Here is a 16,431-nt window from a genome sequence, read left to right on the forward strand (position 1 = left end):
GAACGTCGGTTGGGAAGGCTCGCCGGGGATCTCCCCATCGTGCCGCCGCCCGGCACAACCCGTCGCAGCGCTCCCGGTCGGCGATCCCCGATTCGAGCATCGGGCACCCACGCGGAGCACGCCGCCACCGCGTCCCCTCCTGCGTCCCCCGATGTTTGCGCCGTGCCGCCTGCGCAAGCTGCTGGTGTGGCTGGTCGGCGGCTCCACCGCGCCGGGCCGCGCCTCCGTGGGGGTGAGAAACGGCGCCGACTGCTGGGCAACCGGAGAGTTCATTCGATTCACCGTCGACGCGGCCGCCTACCGCTGACACCTCAGCTCGATTTCCCCAGGCGGATGAGTGGCTCGACGGGGCCGGTCCGCACCCCGGATCCTGCCGGGGAAGCGGCCGGCGGCGGGGGACTGGGCTAGGCTCCGCCCGCATGGCGCATCCCCAGCGACCGAGCTCGCCCCGGGCGCCTGGCGGATCCCGACACTCGGCTCGGACCGGATCAACTCGTTCGCCTTCGTCGACGACGACGGATCGGTGACCCTGGTCGACGCCGGCCCGAAGCCGGCCCCACCGCGGATCGTCGCGGGCCTCGCCGCGACGGGAAAGCGCCCGTCCGACGTCACCCGGATCGTGTCGACGCACGCCCATCCCGACCACGGTGGCGGCGCGGCCGTCCTCGTGGCCCGGCCGTCCGGCCGGGCCCCGGAGAAGCACCCGAAGGAGGGCCCCATGCCCGGTATGCCCGGCCCGGTCGCCGACGAGCGCGCAGGCCTGCTCGCCTTCCTCGCCCAGCAGCGCCTCGCGCTGCGCATCGCCGCCCACGGCCTGACCGACGAGCAGGCCCGGCAGGCACCACGGCGGGGACGCTCACCATCGGCGGGTTGATCAAACACGTTGCGCACACCGAGCGCGGCTGGATCGACACGATGCTGCAGCGTGACCGTGACACCGGGGAGGATCAGTACCTCGACGGCTTCACGCTCGGCCCGGACGAGACCCTGGCCGATGTCCTGGCCTTCTACGACCGGGTCGCCGCCGAGACCGAGGAGGCGGTGGCCGGGGTGTCCGATCTCGGGCAGCCCGTGCCGGTCCCGCAGGGGGTGCCGTGGTTCCCCGACGATATCGAGGCGTGGTCGGTGCGCTGGGTGCTGCTGCACGTCATCGAGGAGACCGCCCGGCACGCCGGGCACGCCGACATCGTTCGCGAGTCCGTCGACGGGGCCACCGCCTACCCGCTGATGGCCGCGGTCGAGGGCTGGCCGGAGACGCCGTGGATGAAGCCCTGGACCCCGGCCGACGGGGCGGACGCGGTGCCCACCGCGACCACCTGATCAGGGCAGCTCCGCGACAGGGCGGAGATCACCCGGGCCTGCGGAGCCTGCCTGGTACGGGCTCAGCGCAACGCGTCCTGAGCCCGGCCGCCGGCCACGCGCTGCGCCGCGGTCACCGTGTTGCGCAGCAGCATCGCGATCGTCATCGGGCCGACCCCGCCGGGGACGGGTGTGATGGCGCCGGCCGTGGCGCGCACGGCGTCGGTGTCCACGTCGCCGCACAGCCCGTCCGGGGTGCGGTGCATCCCCACGTCGATGACGGTGGCGCCCGGCTTGATCGCGTCCGGCCCGAGCATCCGCGGCACCCCGGCCGCGGCCACCACGATGTCCGCACGGCGGCAGACGGCCGCGAGGTCACGGGTACGCGAGTGGCAGATCGTGACGGTGGCGTTGCGCTCCAGCAGCAGCTGGGCCTGCGGCTTGCCCACCAGGTTCGACCGGCCCACCACGACCGCCTCGGCGCCCTCCATCTGCACCCCGGCCCGGTCGAGCAGCAGCACCACCCCGGACGGGGTGCACGGGCGCAGCCCGGACTTGCCGAGCGCGAGCCGGCCTGCGCTGATCTCGGTGAGGCCGTCGACGTCCTTGTCCGGGTCGATGCGCGCGAGCAGCGCGGCGGCGTCCAGATGTGGCGGAAGCGGCAGCTGCAGCAGGATCCCGGTGACGTCGGGGTCGGCGCTGAGCTCGTCGATCAGCGCGCCCAGCTCGTTCTGCCCGATGTCGCCCGGCAGGTGCCGATGCAGGTCCCGCATCCCGACCTCGACGCACTGGCGCCGCTTGTTCGCCACGTAGATCGCCGACGCCTCGTCGTCCCCGACCAGCAGGGTGGCGAGCCCGGGCGCCGTGGCGAGGGTGGCCACGTCGCGGGCCACCTCGTCGCGCAGCTCGGCTGCGACGGCCTTCCCGTCGATGATCGTTGCGACCACGCCGGCCTCCTCAGAAGACGATGGTGGTGCGGCCGTTGACCAGCACTCGGTCCTCGCAGTGCCAGCCGACCGCGCGGGCCAGCACGTTGCGCTCGATGTCCGCGCCGCGGCGAACCAGATCGGCGGCGCTCTGCCGGTGCGAGACACGCACGACGTCCTGCTCGATGATCGGGCCCTCGTCGAGGTCCTCGGTCGCGTAGTGCGCCGTCGCGCCGACGAGCTTGACGCCGCGCTCCTTGGCCCGCTCGTACGGCCCGGCCCCGGCGAACGCGGGCAGGAACGAGTGGTGGATGTTGATCACGGGCACGCCGATCCGGTCCAGGAAGTCGCCGGAGAGGATCTGCATGTAGCGGGCCAGCACCACCAGGTCCACCCGACCCGCCAGCAGCTCCAGCTGCCGCGCCTCCGCTTCTGCCTTCGTCGCCTTGGCGACCGGGATGTGTGCGTAGGGGACCCCGAAGGACTCGACGTCGTCGGCGAGGTCCGGATGGTTGGAGACGACCTGGACCACCTGGATCGGCAGCTCGCCGCGCCGCCACCGCCACAGCAGGTCCAGCAGGCAGTGGTCGTAGCGCGAGACGAACAACGCCACCCGCGTCGGCACCGCCGCATCCCGCATCCGAAACGTCATCGCGAACCGGCCGGCCACCTCGGTGGCGAACTCCTGTTCCAGGCGCGGCAGCGCTTCGGCGAGCCCCGGCAGGTGGAACACCAGCCGCTGGAAGAACCGTCCACCACGCGGGTCGGTCGAGTCCTGATCGGACTGCACGATGTTCGCGCCGCGGGTGTGCAGGAACGTGGTGATCGCCGAGACGATCCCGGGTCCGTCCGCGCACGAGACCAACAGCCGGCCGATGTCCTCGGCACGTCCGTTGCGGGAATCCGGGCGCCGGACCGGGCCGGGCCGGGGATCGACCGGATACTCGGCGATCGTCTGGCTCATGATCTCCCCATCGAGTGCGGCCATGCTGGGTGGCCGTCCCGGCGGGCGGCCGGGACGGGTCGGGGGGTCGAGACGGACGGTTGCTCAGATCCCCGGGTCGCGGAACCCGTCGACGTCGATGCCGAACTCGGCCCCCGCGTCGAGCAGTGCGGCGGCCAGGTACTGGCCGGACGACCGCTCGCAGTGCAGCAGGTACGACCGGACGCCGCCGGCGTCGTCACGCACGACGTCGGTGACGAGATTGGCGACCGACGAGCGGAACGCCGCGCCGTCCGGGGTCACGGCGTCGGAGAGGTCGACCGCGCACACCTTGGCGAGCAGATCGGCGCTCGCCTCGCCGCGCAGCCGCAGCAGCGCCCGGCCGTGCGTCAGGTCGACGACCGTACCGAACTCCCCGGCCTCCGTGACGATCCCCGCCAACTGCTCGCGCACCTCGCCGGCCGTTCCCACCGGGGCGAGCACGAGCCACTCCCCCGGGCCGGAGCCGACGACGAGCGTCCCGTCGAGCGCCGGGGCACCGTCGCGGGCGGCGCGCCCGAACGGCGCTCCGAGGGCGCGCTGCACGGCCCCGTCCATCGGCGCCCGCACCGCGACCTTGGCCAGCGGCGTGAGATCGGTGATCGTCAGCGCGGCGGCGCTGCGCCGTCCGCTGACCTCCCAGCCGCGGTGGGGCACCAACGGCTCGGGTGCTGCGATCGGGCTGCGCGCGATCGTGACCGTCGGGCCATCGGCGCTGCGGTCGGCATCAGACACGTTGCCTCTCCCCCTCCGGGTCCACCTGTGCATGGTGGGCCGTGATCACGGCCTCGACGTCCCGGCCGTCGGGCAGCCGGACGGTGACCCGGGTGCCGGCTTCGGCGAGCCCCGAGTCGACCTGGCCCAGGCAGATCGCCCGGCCGAGCGTCGGCGACATCCGGCTCGAGGTGATCCGTCCGGCGATGTGCCCGCCACCGGTGATGATCTGGCTGGCCTCGGGCGGCACCACGTCCCCGTCCACCGGGAGCAGCCCGACCAGCTGCGGGTAGCCCCCGCGCTCGGCCTGCCAGGCCAGTTCGGGCTTGCCGACGAAGTCGGCCTTGTCCAGCTTGATCAGCGAGCCCAGCCCCGCGGTGTAGCCCTGGGTGAGCCCGTCGGTGTCCTGCCCGACGATGAAGTGGCCCTTCTCCAGCCGCAGGATCCGCTGCGCCTCCACCCCGAACGGCACCACACCGAGATCGGCGCCGGTCTCGATCAGCCGTTCCCACACGTGCAGGCCGTAGGACGCCGGGAGGTGGATCTCGTAGCTGAGCTCACCGGTGAACCCGATGCGCCACAGCACGCAGTCCTGCACGCCGGCCACCGTGCCGGTCCGCACGTTCATGTAGCCGAACGCCTCGGGGCGCAGGTCGACGCCCTCGGTGAGCCGGCCGAGCAGCTCGCGGGAGCGCGGTCCGGCGACGTTGATGCTCGCGTACGCCGTGGTCACCGGGGTGACATGGACCTGCCAGTCCGGGTGCTCGGTCTGCAGCCAGTTCTCCACCCACTCCCAGACCGTCGCCGCCCCGGAGGAGGTCGTGCTCATCAGGTAGTGGTCGTCGCCGAGCCGGCCGGTGACGCCGTCGTCGAGCACGACCCCGTCGTCGGCGCACATCACGCCGTAGCGCACCCGCCCGATGTCGAGCTTCGACCACTTGTTGACGTAGAGCAGGTTCAGCAGCTTCGCGACGTCCGGCCCGCGCAGGTCCAGCTTGCCGATCGGGGTGACGTCGATGATCCCGACGCCGCTGCGCACCGTCCGGACCTCCGCGGCGGGATCGCCGTAGTGCTCGGGCCGGATCCACTGGCCGGCGACGAGCGGGGTCGCACCGTGCCGCTCGTGCCAGGGTTGCATCGGCGAGTGCCGGATCGGCTCGAAACTACGGCCGGCCAGCGCACCCAACGTGACCGGCGCGTACATCGGCCGCCAGGTCGTGGTCCCGGTCTCGGCGATGCTGCGTCCGGTTGCCGCGGCGACGATCGCAACGGTGTTGACCGTCTCCAGCTTGCCCTGGGCCGGGCCCATCGTGGCCGTCGTGTAGCGCTTGACCAGCTCGACGGAGTCGTAGCCCTCCTTCACCGCCGTGACCAGGTCCTTGGACGACACGTCCTCGGAGAAGTCGACGAAACCGTGGGTGGAGAAGAACAACTCCGGGTGCTCGGCGAGCGGCAGTTCGGGTATCGGCACCGGGTCCGTGACAGGAGCGGGCTGCGGCGCGGCGTCGCGCGGCCGGGTCGGCAGCGCCCCGTGCAGCCGGTGGGCGAGCTGCGCGGCTCGGCGCGCGGCCTCCCGGCCCACCGCGTCGGCATGCTCGCGGAGCTGGTCGAGCGTCCCGTCCCCGGCGATCCCGCCGACGGCCAGAACGCCATCGGGCGTGTGCGCGGGGTCGGGTACGAAACGCGCCACCTCGGGCCGGTAGACCGGCCGGGCCCCGGCCATGTTGAGCAGCGAGGTGGGCGCGGTCCAGCCGACCGCGGTGACGAGCAGGTCGCAGTCGATCCGGGAACCGTCGGCCAGCTCCACGGACTGCACCCCGCCGCGGCCGCGCGCACGCACCACCCGCTGCCCCCGCCGGGCGTCGGCCACGGCCGCGATCTCCACGCCGGCCCGCTGCAGGTCCGCGACGGCGGCGTCGCCCTCCGGGTTCGCGGAGAGCACGACGGCGCGCTCGCCGGGCTTGACGGCGTAGAGGTTGATCAGCCGGCGAGCCGCGGTCGACAGCATCACGCCGGGGAGGTCGTTGCCGGTGAACACGTAGGGCCGCTCGACCAGCCCGGGCGCCACGACCAAGGACTTGGCCCGCACCTTGACCAGGCGCTCCACCACGTGCGGCAGGTTCCGCTGCATCACCCCGATCCAGTTGTCGTCGTAGCGCCCGACGACGACGGAGTCGGTCAGCACCTCGATGCCCGGCTCGGACCGCACCTGCTCGGCGAGTTCGGCGCGCACGGCCCGGGCCGTGTCGTCACCCCACCGCAGGTGCCCGCCGAGGTGGTGCTCCTCCTCGACCAGCAACACCCGGGCCCCGGCGCGCGCCGCCGCCACTGCAGCCGCCATGCCGGCCGGGCCGCCGCCGGTGACCAGGACGTCCGGGTGGGCGTAACGCTTGTCGTAGTAGCCGTGCTCGGTGTCCGGGGAGACCTCACCGGCGTGCACGAACTTGCGCAGCACCCGCTCGTAGGCCGGCCACAGCCGCTCGGGCTTGATGAAGGTCTTGTAGTAGAAGCCGGTGGCCAGGAACCGCCCGGCCAGACCGTTCACGGCCTTGACGTCGAACTTCAGTGACGGCCAGGTGTTCTGCGAGCGGACGTCCATGCCCGCCTCGACCAGGCGGTGCGCCGCGCGCACGTTGGGCTCGTCCCCGACCTGCAGCTGACACCCCGGGTCCAGGAAGTCCGCGGTGAGCAGACCCCGGGGACGGTGGTACTTGTAGCTGCGCGAGAACACCCGCTCGCCGGCCGCGGCGAGCGCCGAGATGATCGTGTCCCCGGGATGCGCCTGGTATGCGCGCCCGTTCCAGCGGAACTCGATCGTGCGGTTGCGGTCGATGACCTCGCCGGGCTGCGGGCCCAGCCGCATCGCGGCGCCGGTGGCCGTCGCCGTCGATCCCTGCGTCACGAGTGGCCTCCCGAACTGCGGACCTCGTTGGTCGCGGTGTGCCGCTCGGCGGCGAAGTAGCGGCGGCAGCCGGCGCGGTGGTACCAGCTCTCCCGCACCCAGCCGCGGGGGTTGGCGTGGAAGTACAGGTGGCGACGCCACTGCTCGGGGGTGGCCGTGGTCGGATCGGGCCGCGGCCCGGTCTCGCCGACGTAGCGGAACTCGCTGGCGTTGCGAGGCCCGCACCACGGGCACGGGAGCAACATCATCGGTGGATCTCCCTGTGGTGTGTCGTGCCGGTCTTCGGTGGGAAACGTGCCGGGCGTCCGCTCAGTGACCCACGGCCGCCGCGCCCTTCTCACCGACCAGGCGCCCGGCCTCGAACCGGTCGAGCCCGAAGGCCGAGATGATCTCGGGCGGTCGTTCGTTCGCGATGCAGTCGGCCATCGCCTCACCCGAGACGGGCCCGGCCTTGAAGCCGTAGGTGCCCCAGCCGACGTCGACGTAGAAGCCGCCGACAGGGGTGGGCCCCATGATCGGCGAGTAGTCCGGCGTCATGTCGCACAGGCCGGCCCACTGCCGCAGCAACCGCATCTTCGACAGCGCCGGCATCAGCTCCAGGACGTGGCCCGCCACGCCCTCGGCGAACTCCAGCGAACCCCGGGTGGAGTAGGACGCGAACGGGTCGACGCTCGCCCCGAACACCAGCTCGCCCCGGTCGGTCTGGCTGACGTAGACGTGCAGCGTGCCGGACACGATCACGGTGTCCAGGAACGGCTTGACCGGCTCGGTGACCGCCGCCTGCAGCGGGAAGGTCTGCACCGGCATGGACACCCCGGCCATGTCCGAGATGAGCGTGGACCAGCCCGCGGTGCAGTTGACCACGACCGGCGTCGCGATGCGGTGACCGTCGTCCGTGCGCACCCCGGTGACCCGGCCGCCCTCGACGTCGATGCCGACGACCTCGGTCTTCTGGTGGATGTGCACGCCGTGCGCGTCGGCCCCGCGCGCGTACCCCCAGACCACGGCGTCGTGGCGGATGATGCCGCCGGGCGGGTGATACAGCGCGCCCAGAACCGGGTACCGCGTTGTGCTCGAGGTGTCCAGGTAGGGCACCAGCTTCTTGACCTCGTCCGGGCCGATCACCTCGGAATCGACGCCCTGCAGCTTGTTGACCTCGGTGCGCCACCGCATGGTGCGCAGCGAGGCGTCGTTGTGCGCCAGCGTCAGGTGGCCGCGCTGGGAGAACATGACGTTGAAGTTCAGCTCCGCGGCGAGGTGCTCGTAGAGCTTCACCGAGCGGTCGTAGAACCGCACGCCCTCGGGCGTCAGGTAGTTCGACCGCAGGATCGCGGTGTTGCGCCCGGACCCGCCGGAGCCGATGTAGCTCTTCTCCAGCACCGCGACGTTGCGGATCCCGTGGTTGGCCGCGAGGTAGTAGGCGGTGGCGAGCCCGTGCACGCCACCACCCACGATCACCACGTCGTAGCTGTCACGCTTGGGGTGGCTGCGGAAGGTCACCGGCCAGTCGGCCCCGGAGAGCCCGTGCTGGAGCAGGCTCCACGCCGAGTAACGCCGCCCCCGCCGCAGCGGCCGGTGACCGTTGCGCGAGCCGTTCCGATTGCCCGTACCGTTGTTCGAGCTGCTCACCTGGGGATCCTTAAGGCTCTGCGGTGCTGCGATGGGGTGCTGCGATCGGGTCCGCGCTCACGCGAGCGTGAGGTACCGGTCGATCTCCCACTCCGACACCGTCGCGTGGTACTCGTCGAACTCCGCCTGCTTGACCTCGGCGAAGTAGTCGATGAAGTCGCCACCGGGGACCGGCCCGAGCGCCGCGCGCAGCACGGGGTCGGCGACCAGCTCCTCGATCGCACGGTCGAGGGTCTTCGGGAGGTGCACGATGCCGCGGCGGGCCACCTCTTCGGCGGGCAGCGCGAACAGGTTGTCCGTCACCTGCTCCCCCGGGTCGAGGCCTCGGTCGACGCCGTCGAGGCCGGCCGCGAGCAGTACCGCGGAGGCCAGGTACGGGTTCGCCGAGCCGTCCACCCCGCGGTGCTCGATCCGGCCGCCCTCGGGCACCCGCAGCATCAGGCTGCGGTTGTTCCCGCCGTAGGCCACGTAGGCCGGGGCCCAGGTGGAGCCGGACTGCGGCGCCCCCACCCCGATCCGCTTGTAGGAGTTGACGGTCGGGCAGATGACCCCGGCGCTCGCCCGAGCGTGCTCCATCAGGCCGCCGACGTAGGCGTAGGCCGTCTTGGACAGCCCGAGGGGGTCGGCGTCGTCACCGAACAGCGGCTCGCCGTCGAGCGTCCACAGGCTCTGGTGCATGTGCAGCCCGTTGCCGGTGACCGAGCTGAACGGCTTGGGCATGAAGGTCGCGGTCATGCCGGCGTCATGGGCCAGCATGTGCACCATGTAGCGGAAGAAGATCGTCCGGTCCGCCGTCGTCACCGCGTCGGAGTAGACGAAGTTGCTCTCGAACTGCCCGTTGCCGTCCTCGTGATCGTTGGCGTAGTTGCCCCACCCGAGCTTGTTCATGTGCTTCGACAAGGTGGACAGGTAGTCCCACATCCGGGTCAGGCCCTTGACCTCGTAACAGGGCTTCGACGAGGAGTCCAGCGCATCGGCGATCTCGATCTTGCCGTCCTCGGTGCGCCGCAGCAGCGAGTACTCCGCCTCCACACCGGTCTTGAGCGTCCAGCCGCGCTGCGCCGCCAGCTGGGCCAGCTGGCGCTTGAGGATGACCCGCGGCGCGTAGGGCCACGGCTCGCCGTCGACGTACGGGTCGCAGTGCAGGACGGCGACTCCCTGCTTCCACGGCACCGGGGTGTACGACGCGGGGTCGGGCATGGCTGTGATGTCGGGGTCGGCCGGACACTGGCCGAGGTCACCCGCGGCGAAGCCGGCGAACCCCGCACCACCGTCCATCAACAGATCGAAGCTGGCCATCGGCACGGCTTTCGCGCAGGGCTTGCCGTGCAGGTCGACGAACATCGCGAGGAAGAACTCGATCCCGTCCTCCTCGGCGCGTGTTCGCAGGTCCTCGCGCCCATCACCCATGGCAACTCCTTTGTCGAGGGGGATACGTAGCGGCGGCTCAGGGACTACCGGGAATCCAGCTCGTACCGGCCAGCGGCACTCCGGCCATGGCGGCCGCTTCGATCGTGAGCGCCGCCAGGTCCTCCGGTTCGAGGTTGTGCACGTCGGACTTGCCGCACGCGCGGGCCAGGGTCGTCAGCTCCATCGTCACCGACTTCAGGTAGTTCACGACGCGCTGCGCCCCCACGTCGGGGTCCAGTCGCGACTCCAGCTCGGGATCCTGCGTGGCGATGCCGACCGGGCAGCGCCCGGTGTGCATGTGGTGGCAGTACCCGGGCTCGGTCCCGAGCGCGTGGTAGTCGGCCGTCACGTCGTGCTCGACGCCGCCGCGCAGATAGGTGCGGCTGTTGCAGCCCAGAGCGATCAGCGGCGCGACCCCCATCGAGACCGCCGTCGCACCGAGTGCGATCGCCTTGGCGGCGTCGGCGCCGGTCCGGATGCCGCCGGAGACGACGAGCTGCACCTCGTCCTCCACGCCGATCTCGCGCAGCGCCTGGGCGGCCTGGCGGACCGCGGCGAGGGTGGGGATGCCGGCGTGCTCGATGAACACGTCCTGGGTGGCGCCGGTGCCACCCTGCATCCCGTCCACCACGACCACGTCGGCCCCCGCGGCCACCGCGAGCTTGACGTCGTTCACCACGCGGGTGGCGCCGAGCTTGACGTAGATCGGCTTCTCCCACGAGGTCGCCTCGCGCAGCTCCTCGATCTTGATGCGCAGGTCGTCCGGGCCGACCCAGTCCGGGTGCCGGGAGGCGGAGCGCTGGTCGATCCCGGGCGGCAGCGTGCGCATGTCGGCGACCCGCCGGCTCACCTTCTGCCCGAGCAGCATCCCGCCGCCGCCGGGCTTGGCCCCCTGGCCGATCACGACCTCGATCGCGTCGGCCCGCCGCAGGTCGGCGGGGTTGAACCCGTATCGCGACGGCAGGCACTGGTAGACGAGCAGGTGCGAGGCCGCCCGCTCCTCCTCCGACATGCCGCCGTCACCGGTCGTCGTCGAGGTGCCGACCGCGGTGGCCCCACGACCCAGCGCGGTCTTCGCCGCGGCGGACAGGGCGCCGAAGCTCATCCCCGCGATGGTGATGGGAATGTCGAGCTCGATCGGCTTGGTGGCATGCCGGGTGCCGAGCACGGTGCGGGTCTCGCACTTCTCCCGGTAGCCCTCGAGCGGGTACCGCGAGACCGACGCGGTGAGGAAGACGAGGTCGTCGAACGTCGGGAGCTTGCGCTTGGCGCCCCAGCCGCGGATCTCGTAGTGACCTTCCTCGGCCATCCGCTGGATCTGTGCGATCGCCTCGGGCGGGTAGGAGTGGCTGGCACGCCGGGCGTCCATCGGCAGCGCCGGCGCAGGGTGTCGGGCCGCCCCGTTGCGCAGGCCGGGGGTGGGGAGGGCCTCACTCGACAGCTCGGTCATCAATACCTCTGGTCCTTCAGCGCGTCGAAGTTGTAGAGCTGGCGGGCGGACGCGACGCGGGTGACGTTCTCGGGGTCGATGTGGTCGAAACCGGCCAGGGCCGCGAGCTGCTTCACCGTGAGGACGTCGTCGTCGGTGAGGTCCTCCGCGCGTGCGTCGGATCCCAGTGAGGCGATCGAGCCCGCGACGTAGATGACGGTCTCGTACAGCGAGTCGCCCAGCGCGTGCCCGGCGTCACCGCCCACGAGCATCACGCCGGCCTGCGCCATGAAGCCGCTCATGTGCCCGACGTCCCCGCCGACGAGCACGGTCCCGCCCTTGAGCGAGATGCCGGCGCGGGACGAGGCGTCGCCCTCGACGATCACGGCGCCGCCGTGGGCCGACGCGCCGGTGCACTCCGAGGCGTTGCCGCGCACACGCACCGTGCCGCTCATCAGGTTCTCCCCGGCCGACCAGCCGACGAAGCCGTCCACCACGACGTCGGGCCCGTCGCCGAGCCCGCCGATGAAGTAGCCGGCGTTGCCCTCGATCTCGACGGTGATGCGATTGACCAGGCCGACAGCCAGGTTGTGCCGGCCCCAGGGCTCGAGGATCCGGGCGCGGGATCCGTCCGGGAGGGCGGCCAGCGCGGCGTTGACCTCGCGGGTCGTCAACTCGGCGCAGTTCAGCGTCACCTGGTCCACGTGTAGACCTCCTCGGGGACGGGCTCGAACACGGTCGCGTCGGCGACACCGGGGAGGTCGGCCAGAGCGTGGTACTCGGAGGCGACGGCGACGTAGTCGTCGGTCTCGGCGATCACGGCCGGCTTGCAGGCGAACGAGTCGCGCATGACCGCGAACTGCGTCTCGGTCGTGACCAGGAGGGTGAAGAACCCGTCGAGCTCCTTGAGCACCATCCGCAGTGCGTCGGACAGGTCCGCGCCGGAGTCGACCTGGTGGGCGACGAAGCGGGCGGCCACCTCGGTGTCGTTGTCGGTGACGCAGTGGATCCCCTCGCGCTCCAGACGGCGGCGGACCGTGGCCGGGTTGGAGAACGAGCCGTTGTGCACCAGAGACATGTCGGCGCGCGGGGCGAAGGGGTGCGAGTGCTCGGTGGTGACCGCCGACTCGGTGGCCATCCGGGTGTGGCCGATGCCCTGGTAACCGGCCCGCTCCCCGACCCGGTAGTGCGCGCAGATGTCCCGGGGCGGGCCGACGTCCTTGACGACCTCCATCGCCCGGCCGTGTCCGACCAGCGCGATGTCGGGCGCCATCCGTTCCAGGGCCGCGAGCACGCGGCCGGGCTCCCCGGGCGCGGCCAGCGTCGCGGCGTCGCCGAAGTTCTCGACCTCGACCGCAGCGCCGAGGTCGGCCGCGAGATCGCGGCTCAGCGCGTCCCAATCCCGGCCGTCGCCACGCAGCGAGAGCCGGAGCCGGCCGTCCGAGGGTTCCCGGTAGAGCGCGACGCCTGCCGAGTCGGGCCCCCGGCTCGACATGCAGTCGAGCATGGCGGCGAGCAACTCACCCAGCCGGGGGTGCAGCTCGGGAGTCTTCAGATGGAGACCGACGATCCCGCACATGGCCCGCTCCTTCACCGATCGTCCCGCGAGGCCGGTGACGGGCCGCCGATGTCGGCCTCCGGTCGCTGCGCGGTGGGTCGAGTTCCGTTCAAGGTCTGGACTTAGGACCTTTCACATGCGACCACCGGTCCGGGTTGTTGTCAAGAGCACGTGCGACGGCGCCCTCCCGGAGCGGGACGATCGCGCGTATAACCTCGGGGTATGGCCCGGACCGTCACCTCCCTGACGCTGACGCAGGCCGTCGCGGAGCACCTCCGGAACCTGATCCACCGGGGCGAGGTCGGGCCGGGCGACCGTCTGCCGGCCGAGCGCGAGCTCGCCGACCAGCTCGGCGTCGCGCGGATCAGCCTGCGCGAGGCGATCAAGATCCTGCAGGACGACGGGTACGTGCAGGTGCGCCGCGGCGCTCATGGCGGCACCTACGTGACCGAGTTGCAGCTGCCGGTCGAACGCTGGCGGGCCCGGATGCGGACCGAGTCGGGCGAGTTCGACGACATCATCGACTTCCGCATCGCCCTGGAGACCGACGCCGCACGGCTGGCGGCGCGCCGCCGCGACCGGTCGGACCTGGTCGGGCTGCGAACGGCGATCAAGAAGCTCGGCCAGGCGGACTGCCGGGTCGCGTTCCGGTTGACCGACTCCCAGTTCCACGACGGGCTCGCCCGCGCCGCCCGCAACATCCGACTGGAGAACGCGATCCAGTCGGCCCGCGGCGAGCTGTTCAGCCCGCACGACCTGCTGCCGTTCGTCGACCCGGTCGAGGAGTCCGTACGCGACCACCAGCAGATCTACGAGGCCGTTCGCGACGGGGACGAGGAGGCGGCCGCGGCCACCATGCGCGAGCACATCGAGCGCACCCGCCGCCAGCTGCGGGACATCGTCTTCGGCTCCGAGAGCGGCGGCGCCCAGACCGGTTGATCCCGCCCGGCTTCCCGCTGCGTGACCCTTGACACACGTCCGACCCCGATGGTCGTATGACCCGTGGTTCGAGGTCCGGACCTCGAACCACTGACCCGGGGCATACCCCCTGACCTCGGGTGTTGCTGTGTCCTGCCAGCAGTCCGGGTGCACCACCAGGCCCGGACGTGATCTCCCAGCTCTCGAGCGAAGGTGCTCCCCGCCCTGCGGCCCGGCGCCCCTTCCGCGGGATCGGAGGCACCCGTGCAATCCACGCCCGTGCAATCCACCATCGAGTCGCGCATCGACGCCCTGGCCCGGCGGGACCGCCTCCTGGCCGTGACGTTCACGGCGCTCATGTGGAGCGTTCTCGCGTTCGTGCTGACGGTGGCGAGCGCCGTCGCCCCCAGCCCGGGGATCGTCGTGGCGCTCGTGGCGTCACTGCTGCTGCTCGGCCTGTTCAACACGGCCTCGATGGTCGCGCTGGTGCGCCGCTACGCGGCGAACAAGGACCTCGTCTACCGGCCGGACATCGTCAACCTGGACCGGATGCGGCACGAGCGCGCGCGGGGGAGGTCCTGACGTGGCGCACTACGAGCCGCCGGTGCAGTCCAAGCGGGGCCAGCTGTTCGATGCCGCCACGGTCCTGGTGTTGATCTTCGCGACGCTGTTCGTCACGACCTTCCTCGGCCAGGAGGCCGAGACCGCGTCCGCGCCGGCGGCGCCCCCGGCCCGCGAGCTCGCCGAACTGGAGATCACCGCGACCGAGCGGGACCAGTTCCAGAAGCTGATCGACTCCGGCGCCACCGACCTGGCGGGGGCGACGGCCGCGGTGGAGACCAACCAGGCCGGATCGGACAAGTACGACTTCAGCGTCGCGGCGCTGCTCGGTACGGCCGCGCTCCTCGCGGTGTACCTCGCCTTCGTGTACCGCACCTCGTTCCGGGAGTACCGCGAGGTGATCGACGAGAAGTTCGGCCCGGGGGAAGGAGGTGGGTCGGCATGACGATCGCCGGTGGCCTCGAACTCGTGGCCTGGATCCTCAGCGCGATCATCGCCGGCTGGCTCGTCTTCGACGTGGTCCGCGTCGCACGCACCCATGACGAGCACCTGCTGATCAACGCGGCCGAACTGATCGACACGCCGGCCGAGCCGCGGGCCGGCGCACGGGACGCGGAAGGTGGACGCGCATGAGTACGGCGGCGAGCGACCCGCCCACGCCGGGCGTGATCGACGAGGTGACCACGGCGGAGCGGCCCGCACTCCGCAAGGTCCTCTCCCCCATGCACATCTGGGCCCTCGGCGTCGGCATCGTCCTCGTCGGCGAGTTCATGGGGTGGAACTTCGCGGTGGAGAAGGGCGGCATGTACGGCGCTCTGATCGCCGCGTGGGTCGTGGGCCTGCTCTACACGTCCATCGTGATGATCAATTCGGAGATCACGTCAGCCATCCCCGCGGCGGGCGGGCAGTACGCACAGGCCAAGCACACCGTCGGGCCGCTGATGGCGTTCAACGTCGGGCTCTACCTGACATTGGCCTACACGATGCTCGAAGCCGCGAACGCGAACGTGCTCAGCTACCTGCTGACCACGCTGGCGAACCTGATGGGCAGCACCGAGGAGCTCTCGCCGTACCCGTTCGCCACCCTCGCGATCCTCGCTCTGGCGTGGCTGAACTACCGCGGCGTGTTCGCGACGCTGTCGCTGAACTTCGTGATCACCGGCTTCGCCTTTCTCACGATCCTCATCCTGTTCGTCGGCACCGGCGCCTGGAACCCCGCCGGGGAGCTGCAGCTCGCCGGGCTGGTCGGCCGGCTCGAGAACGGCCTGCCCTACGGCTGGCTCGGCGTGATCGCCGCGTTCCAGTTCGGGATGTGGTACTACCTCGGCATCGAGGGGACCGCGCAGGCGGCGGAGGAGTGCCGTTCGGCGCCGCGGTCGGTCCCGATCGGGAGCATGGCCGGGATGATGACGCTGATCATCGCCGCGACCCTGACCTGGTACATCTGCGCCGGCCTGCTGCCCTGGCAGTACCTCGGCACCGCCATCACGCCGCTGTTCGACGCTGCGCGGGTCACCGGCAGCGGGGCGCTCGTGGTGCTGCTGCTGCTCGGCACCCTGTGCGCGACCCTCGCGTCGGCCAACGGCTGCATCAACGACGCCTCCCGGGCGTGGTTCTCCATGGGGCGCGACCGCTACCTGCCCGAGTGGTTCGGCGCGGTGCATCCGCGCTACCACACCCCGTTCCGGGCGATCGTGTTCCTGGTCCCGGTCGCGATCGCGTTCGCCCTGCTCCCGGTGCTGCTGAACCAGCCGACGCTGCTCGCCACGGTGATCACGTTCTCGATCCTGTCCGGGCTGCTCATGTACAGCTTCATGGGGCCCAACTTCATCCGGTTCCGCAAGCTCTGGCCGATCGGCTCGATCACCCGCGGCTATGTCCTCCCGTTCCACCCCGCGCCGGCGATCGCGCTGATCGGGTTGTCCGGGACGGTCTTCTTCGCGACGTTCCTGGGCTACGGCACATCGCTGCTGTCGATGCTCGCCTTCTACTTCCTGGCGTCGGTGTGGTTCGTGCTGCGGCGCTACAAGTACGTCCGGAGGGGGGCGCAGTTCACCGCCGACCTGCCGCGCCCGCGGGGCTACTGAGCACGACAGGCCCCGG

16 protein-coding genes and 2 pseudogenes are annotated in these 16,431 nt (G+C 71.5%); 8 read left to right on the forward strand and 10 right to left on the reverse strand.

Going from position 1 to position 16,431, the window contains the following annotated elements; translation table 11 throughout:
• The first annotated feature begins 151 nt into the window (after positions 1-151).
• The 3 genes and pseudogenes from HF519_RS05140 (at position 152) to HF519_RS05150 (ending at position 1,320) form a co-directional block, all read left to right on the forward strand.
• Positions 152-307, forward strand: coding sequence for a hypothetical protein (locus tag HF519_RS05140; protein WP_169410595.1), 156 nt, complete (start codon positions 152-154; stop codon positions 305-307).
• Positions 308-337: 30 nt separating this feature from the next.
• Positions 338-670: pseudogene (locus HF519_RS33205) on the forward strand (MBL fold metallo-hydrolase); the annotation flags it as partial.
• Positions 671-718: 48 nt separating this feature from the next.
• A pseudogene (locus tag HF519_RS05150) lies at positions 719-1,320 on the forward strand (DinB family protein).
• 62 nt (positions 1,321-1,382) lie between these two features.
• On the opposite strand, the gene folD reads toward HF519_RS05150, so the two are convergent.
• The 10 genes from folD to HF519_RS05200 all read right to left on the reverse strand — a co-directional run bounded on the left by folD (position 1,383) and on the right by HF519_RS05200 (position 12,870).
• Positions 1,383-2,246 carry a bifunctional methylenetetrahydrofolate dehydrogenase/methenyltetrahydrofolate cyclohydrolase FolD gene (gene folD / locus HF519_RS05155; RefSeq protein ID WP_169410601.1) on the reverse strand — a complete coding sequence of 288 codons (864 nt, stop codon included), beginning with the start codon at positions 2,244-2,246 and terminating at the stop codon, positions 1,383-1,385.
• A gap of 10 nt (positions 2,247-2,256) precedes the next feature.
• The gene (gene purU / locus HF519_RS05160) at positions 2,257-3,213 is read right to left on the reverse strand and encodes a formyltetrahydrofolate deformylase (RefSeq protein ID WP_246242497.1); all 957 of its coding nucleotides are present in this window, start codon (positions 3,211-3,213) and stop codon (positions 2,257-2,259) included.
• Between the two features lie 60 nt (positions 3,214-3,273).
• Entirely contained in the window at positions 3,274-3,942 is a 669-nt protein-coding gene (locus HF519_RS05165; protein ID WP_169410603.1) for a sarcosine oxidase subunit gamma, read from the reverse strand.
• Positions 3,935-6,823, reverse strand: coding sequence for a 2Fe-2S iron-sulfur cluster-binding protein (locus tag HF519_RS05170; RefSeq protein ID WP_312859911.1), 2,889 nt, complete (start codon positions 6,821-6,823; stop codon positions 3,935-3,937). Before HF519_RS05170 ends, HF519_RS05165 begins: the two co-directional genes overlap by 8 nt.
• Positions 6,820-7,071 carry a sarcosine oxidase subunit delta gene (locus HF519_RS05175; protein ID WP_169410605.1) on the reverse strand — a complete coding sequence of 84 codons (252 nt, stop codon included), beginning with the start codon at positions 7,069-7,071 and terminating at the stop codon, positions 6,820-6,822. Before HF519_RS05175 ends, HF519_RS05170 begins: the two co-directional genes overlap by 4 nt.
• Before the next feature lie 61 nt (positions 7,072-7,132).
• Complete coding sequence (locus HF519_RS05180; protein ID WP_312859912.1) at positions 7,133-8,452, reverse strand: FAD-dependent oxidoreductase; 1,320 nt, start codon at positions 8,450-8,452, stop codon at positions 7,133-7,135.
• A gap of 57 nt (positions 8,453-8,509) precedes the next feature.
• Positions 8,510-9,862: a type III glutamate--ammonia ligase gene (glnT, locus tag HF519_RS05185; RefSeq protein ID WP_169410607.1), complete on the reverse strand. Its 1,353-nt coding sequence runs from the start codon at positions 9,860-9,862 to the stop codon at positions 8,510-8,512.
• Between the two features lie 37 nt (positions 9,863-9,899).
• Positions 9,900-11,312 (reverse strand): FMN-binding glutamate synthase family protein, encoded by a 1,413-nt coding sequence (locus tag HF519_RS05190; protein ID WP_246242500.1) that lies wholly within the window; start codon positions 11,310-11,312, stop codon positions 9,900-9,902.
• Positions 11,312-11,995 carry a GltB/FmdC/FwdC-like GXGXG domain-containing protein gene (locus HF519_RS05195; RefSeq protein WP_169410609.1) on the reverse strand — a complete coding sequence of 228 codons (684 nt, stop codon included), beginning with the start codon at positions 11,993-11,995 and terminating at the stop codon, positions 11,312-11,314. The genes HF519_RS05190 and HF519_RS05195 overlap by 1 nt, the downstream gene beginning before the upstream one ends.
• Positions 11,983-12,870, reverse strand: coding sequence for a class II glutamine amidotransferase domain-containing protein (locus tag HF519_RS05200; RefSeq protein WP_169410611.1), 888 nt, complete (start codon positions 12,868-12,870; stop codon positions 11,983-11,985). The genes HF519_RS05195 and HF519_RS05200 overlap by 13 nt, the downstream gene beginning before the upstream one ends.
• Before the next feature lie 201 nt (positions 12,871-13,071).
• On the opposite strand from HF519_RS05200, the gene HF519_RS05205 reads away from it, so the two are divergent.
• The 5 genes from HF519_RS05205 to HF519_RS05225 all read left to right on the forward strand — a co-directional run bounded on the left by HF519_RS05205 (position 13,072) and on the right by HF519_RS05225 (position 16,415).
• A complete protein-coding gene (locus HF519_RS05205; RefSeq protein ID WP_169410613.1) occupies positions 13,072-13,788 on the forward strand; it encodes a FadR/GntR family transcriptional regulator in 717 nt (238 codons plus the stop codon).
• Between the two features lie 258 nt (positions 13,789-14,046).
• Positions 14,047-14,349, forward strand: coding sequence for a hypothetical protein (locus tag HF519_RS05210; RefSeq protein WP_169410615.1), 303 nt, complete (start codon positions 14,047-14,049; stop codon positions 14,347-14,349).
• A 1-nt stretch (position 14,350) separates the two neighbouring features.
• Positions 14,351-14,773 carry a hypothetical protein gene (locus HF519_RS05215; protein WP_169410617.1) on the forward strand — a complete coding sequence of 141 codons (423 nt, stop codon included), beginning with the start codon at positions 14,351-14,353 and terminating at the stop codon, positions 14,771-14,773.
• On the forward strand, positions 14,770-14,961 hold the full coding sequence (locus tag HF519_RS05220; RefSeq protein ID WP_169410618.1) for a hypothetical protein: 192 nt from the start codon (positions 14,770-14,772) through the stop codon (positions 14,959-14,961). The genes HF519_RS05215 and HF519_RS05220 overlap by 4 nt, the downstream gene beginning before the upstream one ends.
• Positions 14,958-16,415 carry an APC family permease gene (locus tag HF519_RS05225; RefSeq protein ID WP_169410620.1) on the forward strand — a complete coding sequence of 486 codons (1,458 nt, stop codon included), beginning with the start codon at positions 14,958-14,960 and terminating at the stop codon, positions 16,413-16,415. The genes HF519_RS05220 and HF519_RS05225 overlap by 4 nt, the downstream gene beginning before the upstream one ends.
• Positions 16,416-16,431: the final 16 nt, after the last annotated feature.

This window comes from Pseudonocardia bannensis, from assembly GCF_012911875.1.
GTDB lineage: Bacteria > Actinomycetota > Actinomycetes > Mycobacteriales > Pseudonocardiaceae > Pseudonocardia > Pseudonocardia bannensis.

What these genes read in the sequence shown, in the direction of transcription:
- HF519_RS05190 (WP_246242500.1), bottom strand. Translation starts at nt 11,312, where the DNA reads ATGACCGAGCTGTCGAGTGAGGCCCTCCCCACCCCCGGCCTGCGCAAC.
- HF519_RS05140 (WP_169410595.1), top strand. Translation starts at nt 152, where the DNA reads ATGTTTGCGCCGTGCCGCCTGCGCAAGCTGCTGGTGTGGCTGGTCGGC.
- purU (WP_246242497.1), bottom strand. Translation starts at nt 3,213, where the DNA reads ATGGCCGCACTCGATGGGGAGATCATGAGCCAGACGATCGCCGAGTAT.
- HF519_RS05200 (WP_169410611.1), bottom strand. Translation starts at nt 12,870, where the DNA reads ATGTGCGGGATCGTCGGTCTCCATCTGAAGACTCCCGAGCTGCACCCC.
- HF519_RS05220 (WP_169410618.1), top strand. Translation starts at nt 14,770, where the DNA reads ATGACGATCGCCGGTGGCCTCGAACTCGTGGCCTGGATCCTCAGCGCG.
- glnT (WP_169410607.1), bottom strand. Translation starts at nt 9,862, where the DNA reads ATGGGTGATGGGCGCGAGGACCTGCGAACACGCGCCGAGGAGGACGGG.
- HF519_RS05175 (WP_169410605.1), bottom strand. Translation starts at nt 7,071, where the DNA reads ATGATGTTGCTCCCGTGCCCGTGGTGCGGGCCTCGCAACGCCAGCGAG.
- HF519_RS05205 (WP_169410613.1), top strand. Translation starts at nt 13,072, where the DNA reads ATGGCCCGGACCGTCACCTCCCTGACGCTGACGCAGGCCGTCGCGGAG.
- HF519_RS05225 (WP_169410620.1), top strand. Translation starts at nt 14,958, where the DNA reads ATGAGTACGGCGGCGAGCGACCCGCCCACGCCGGGCGTGATCGACGAG.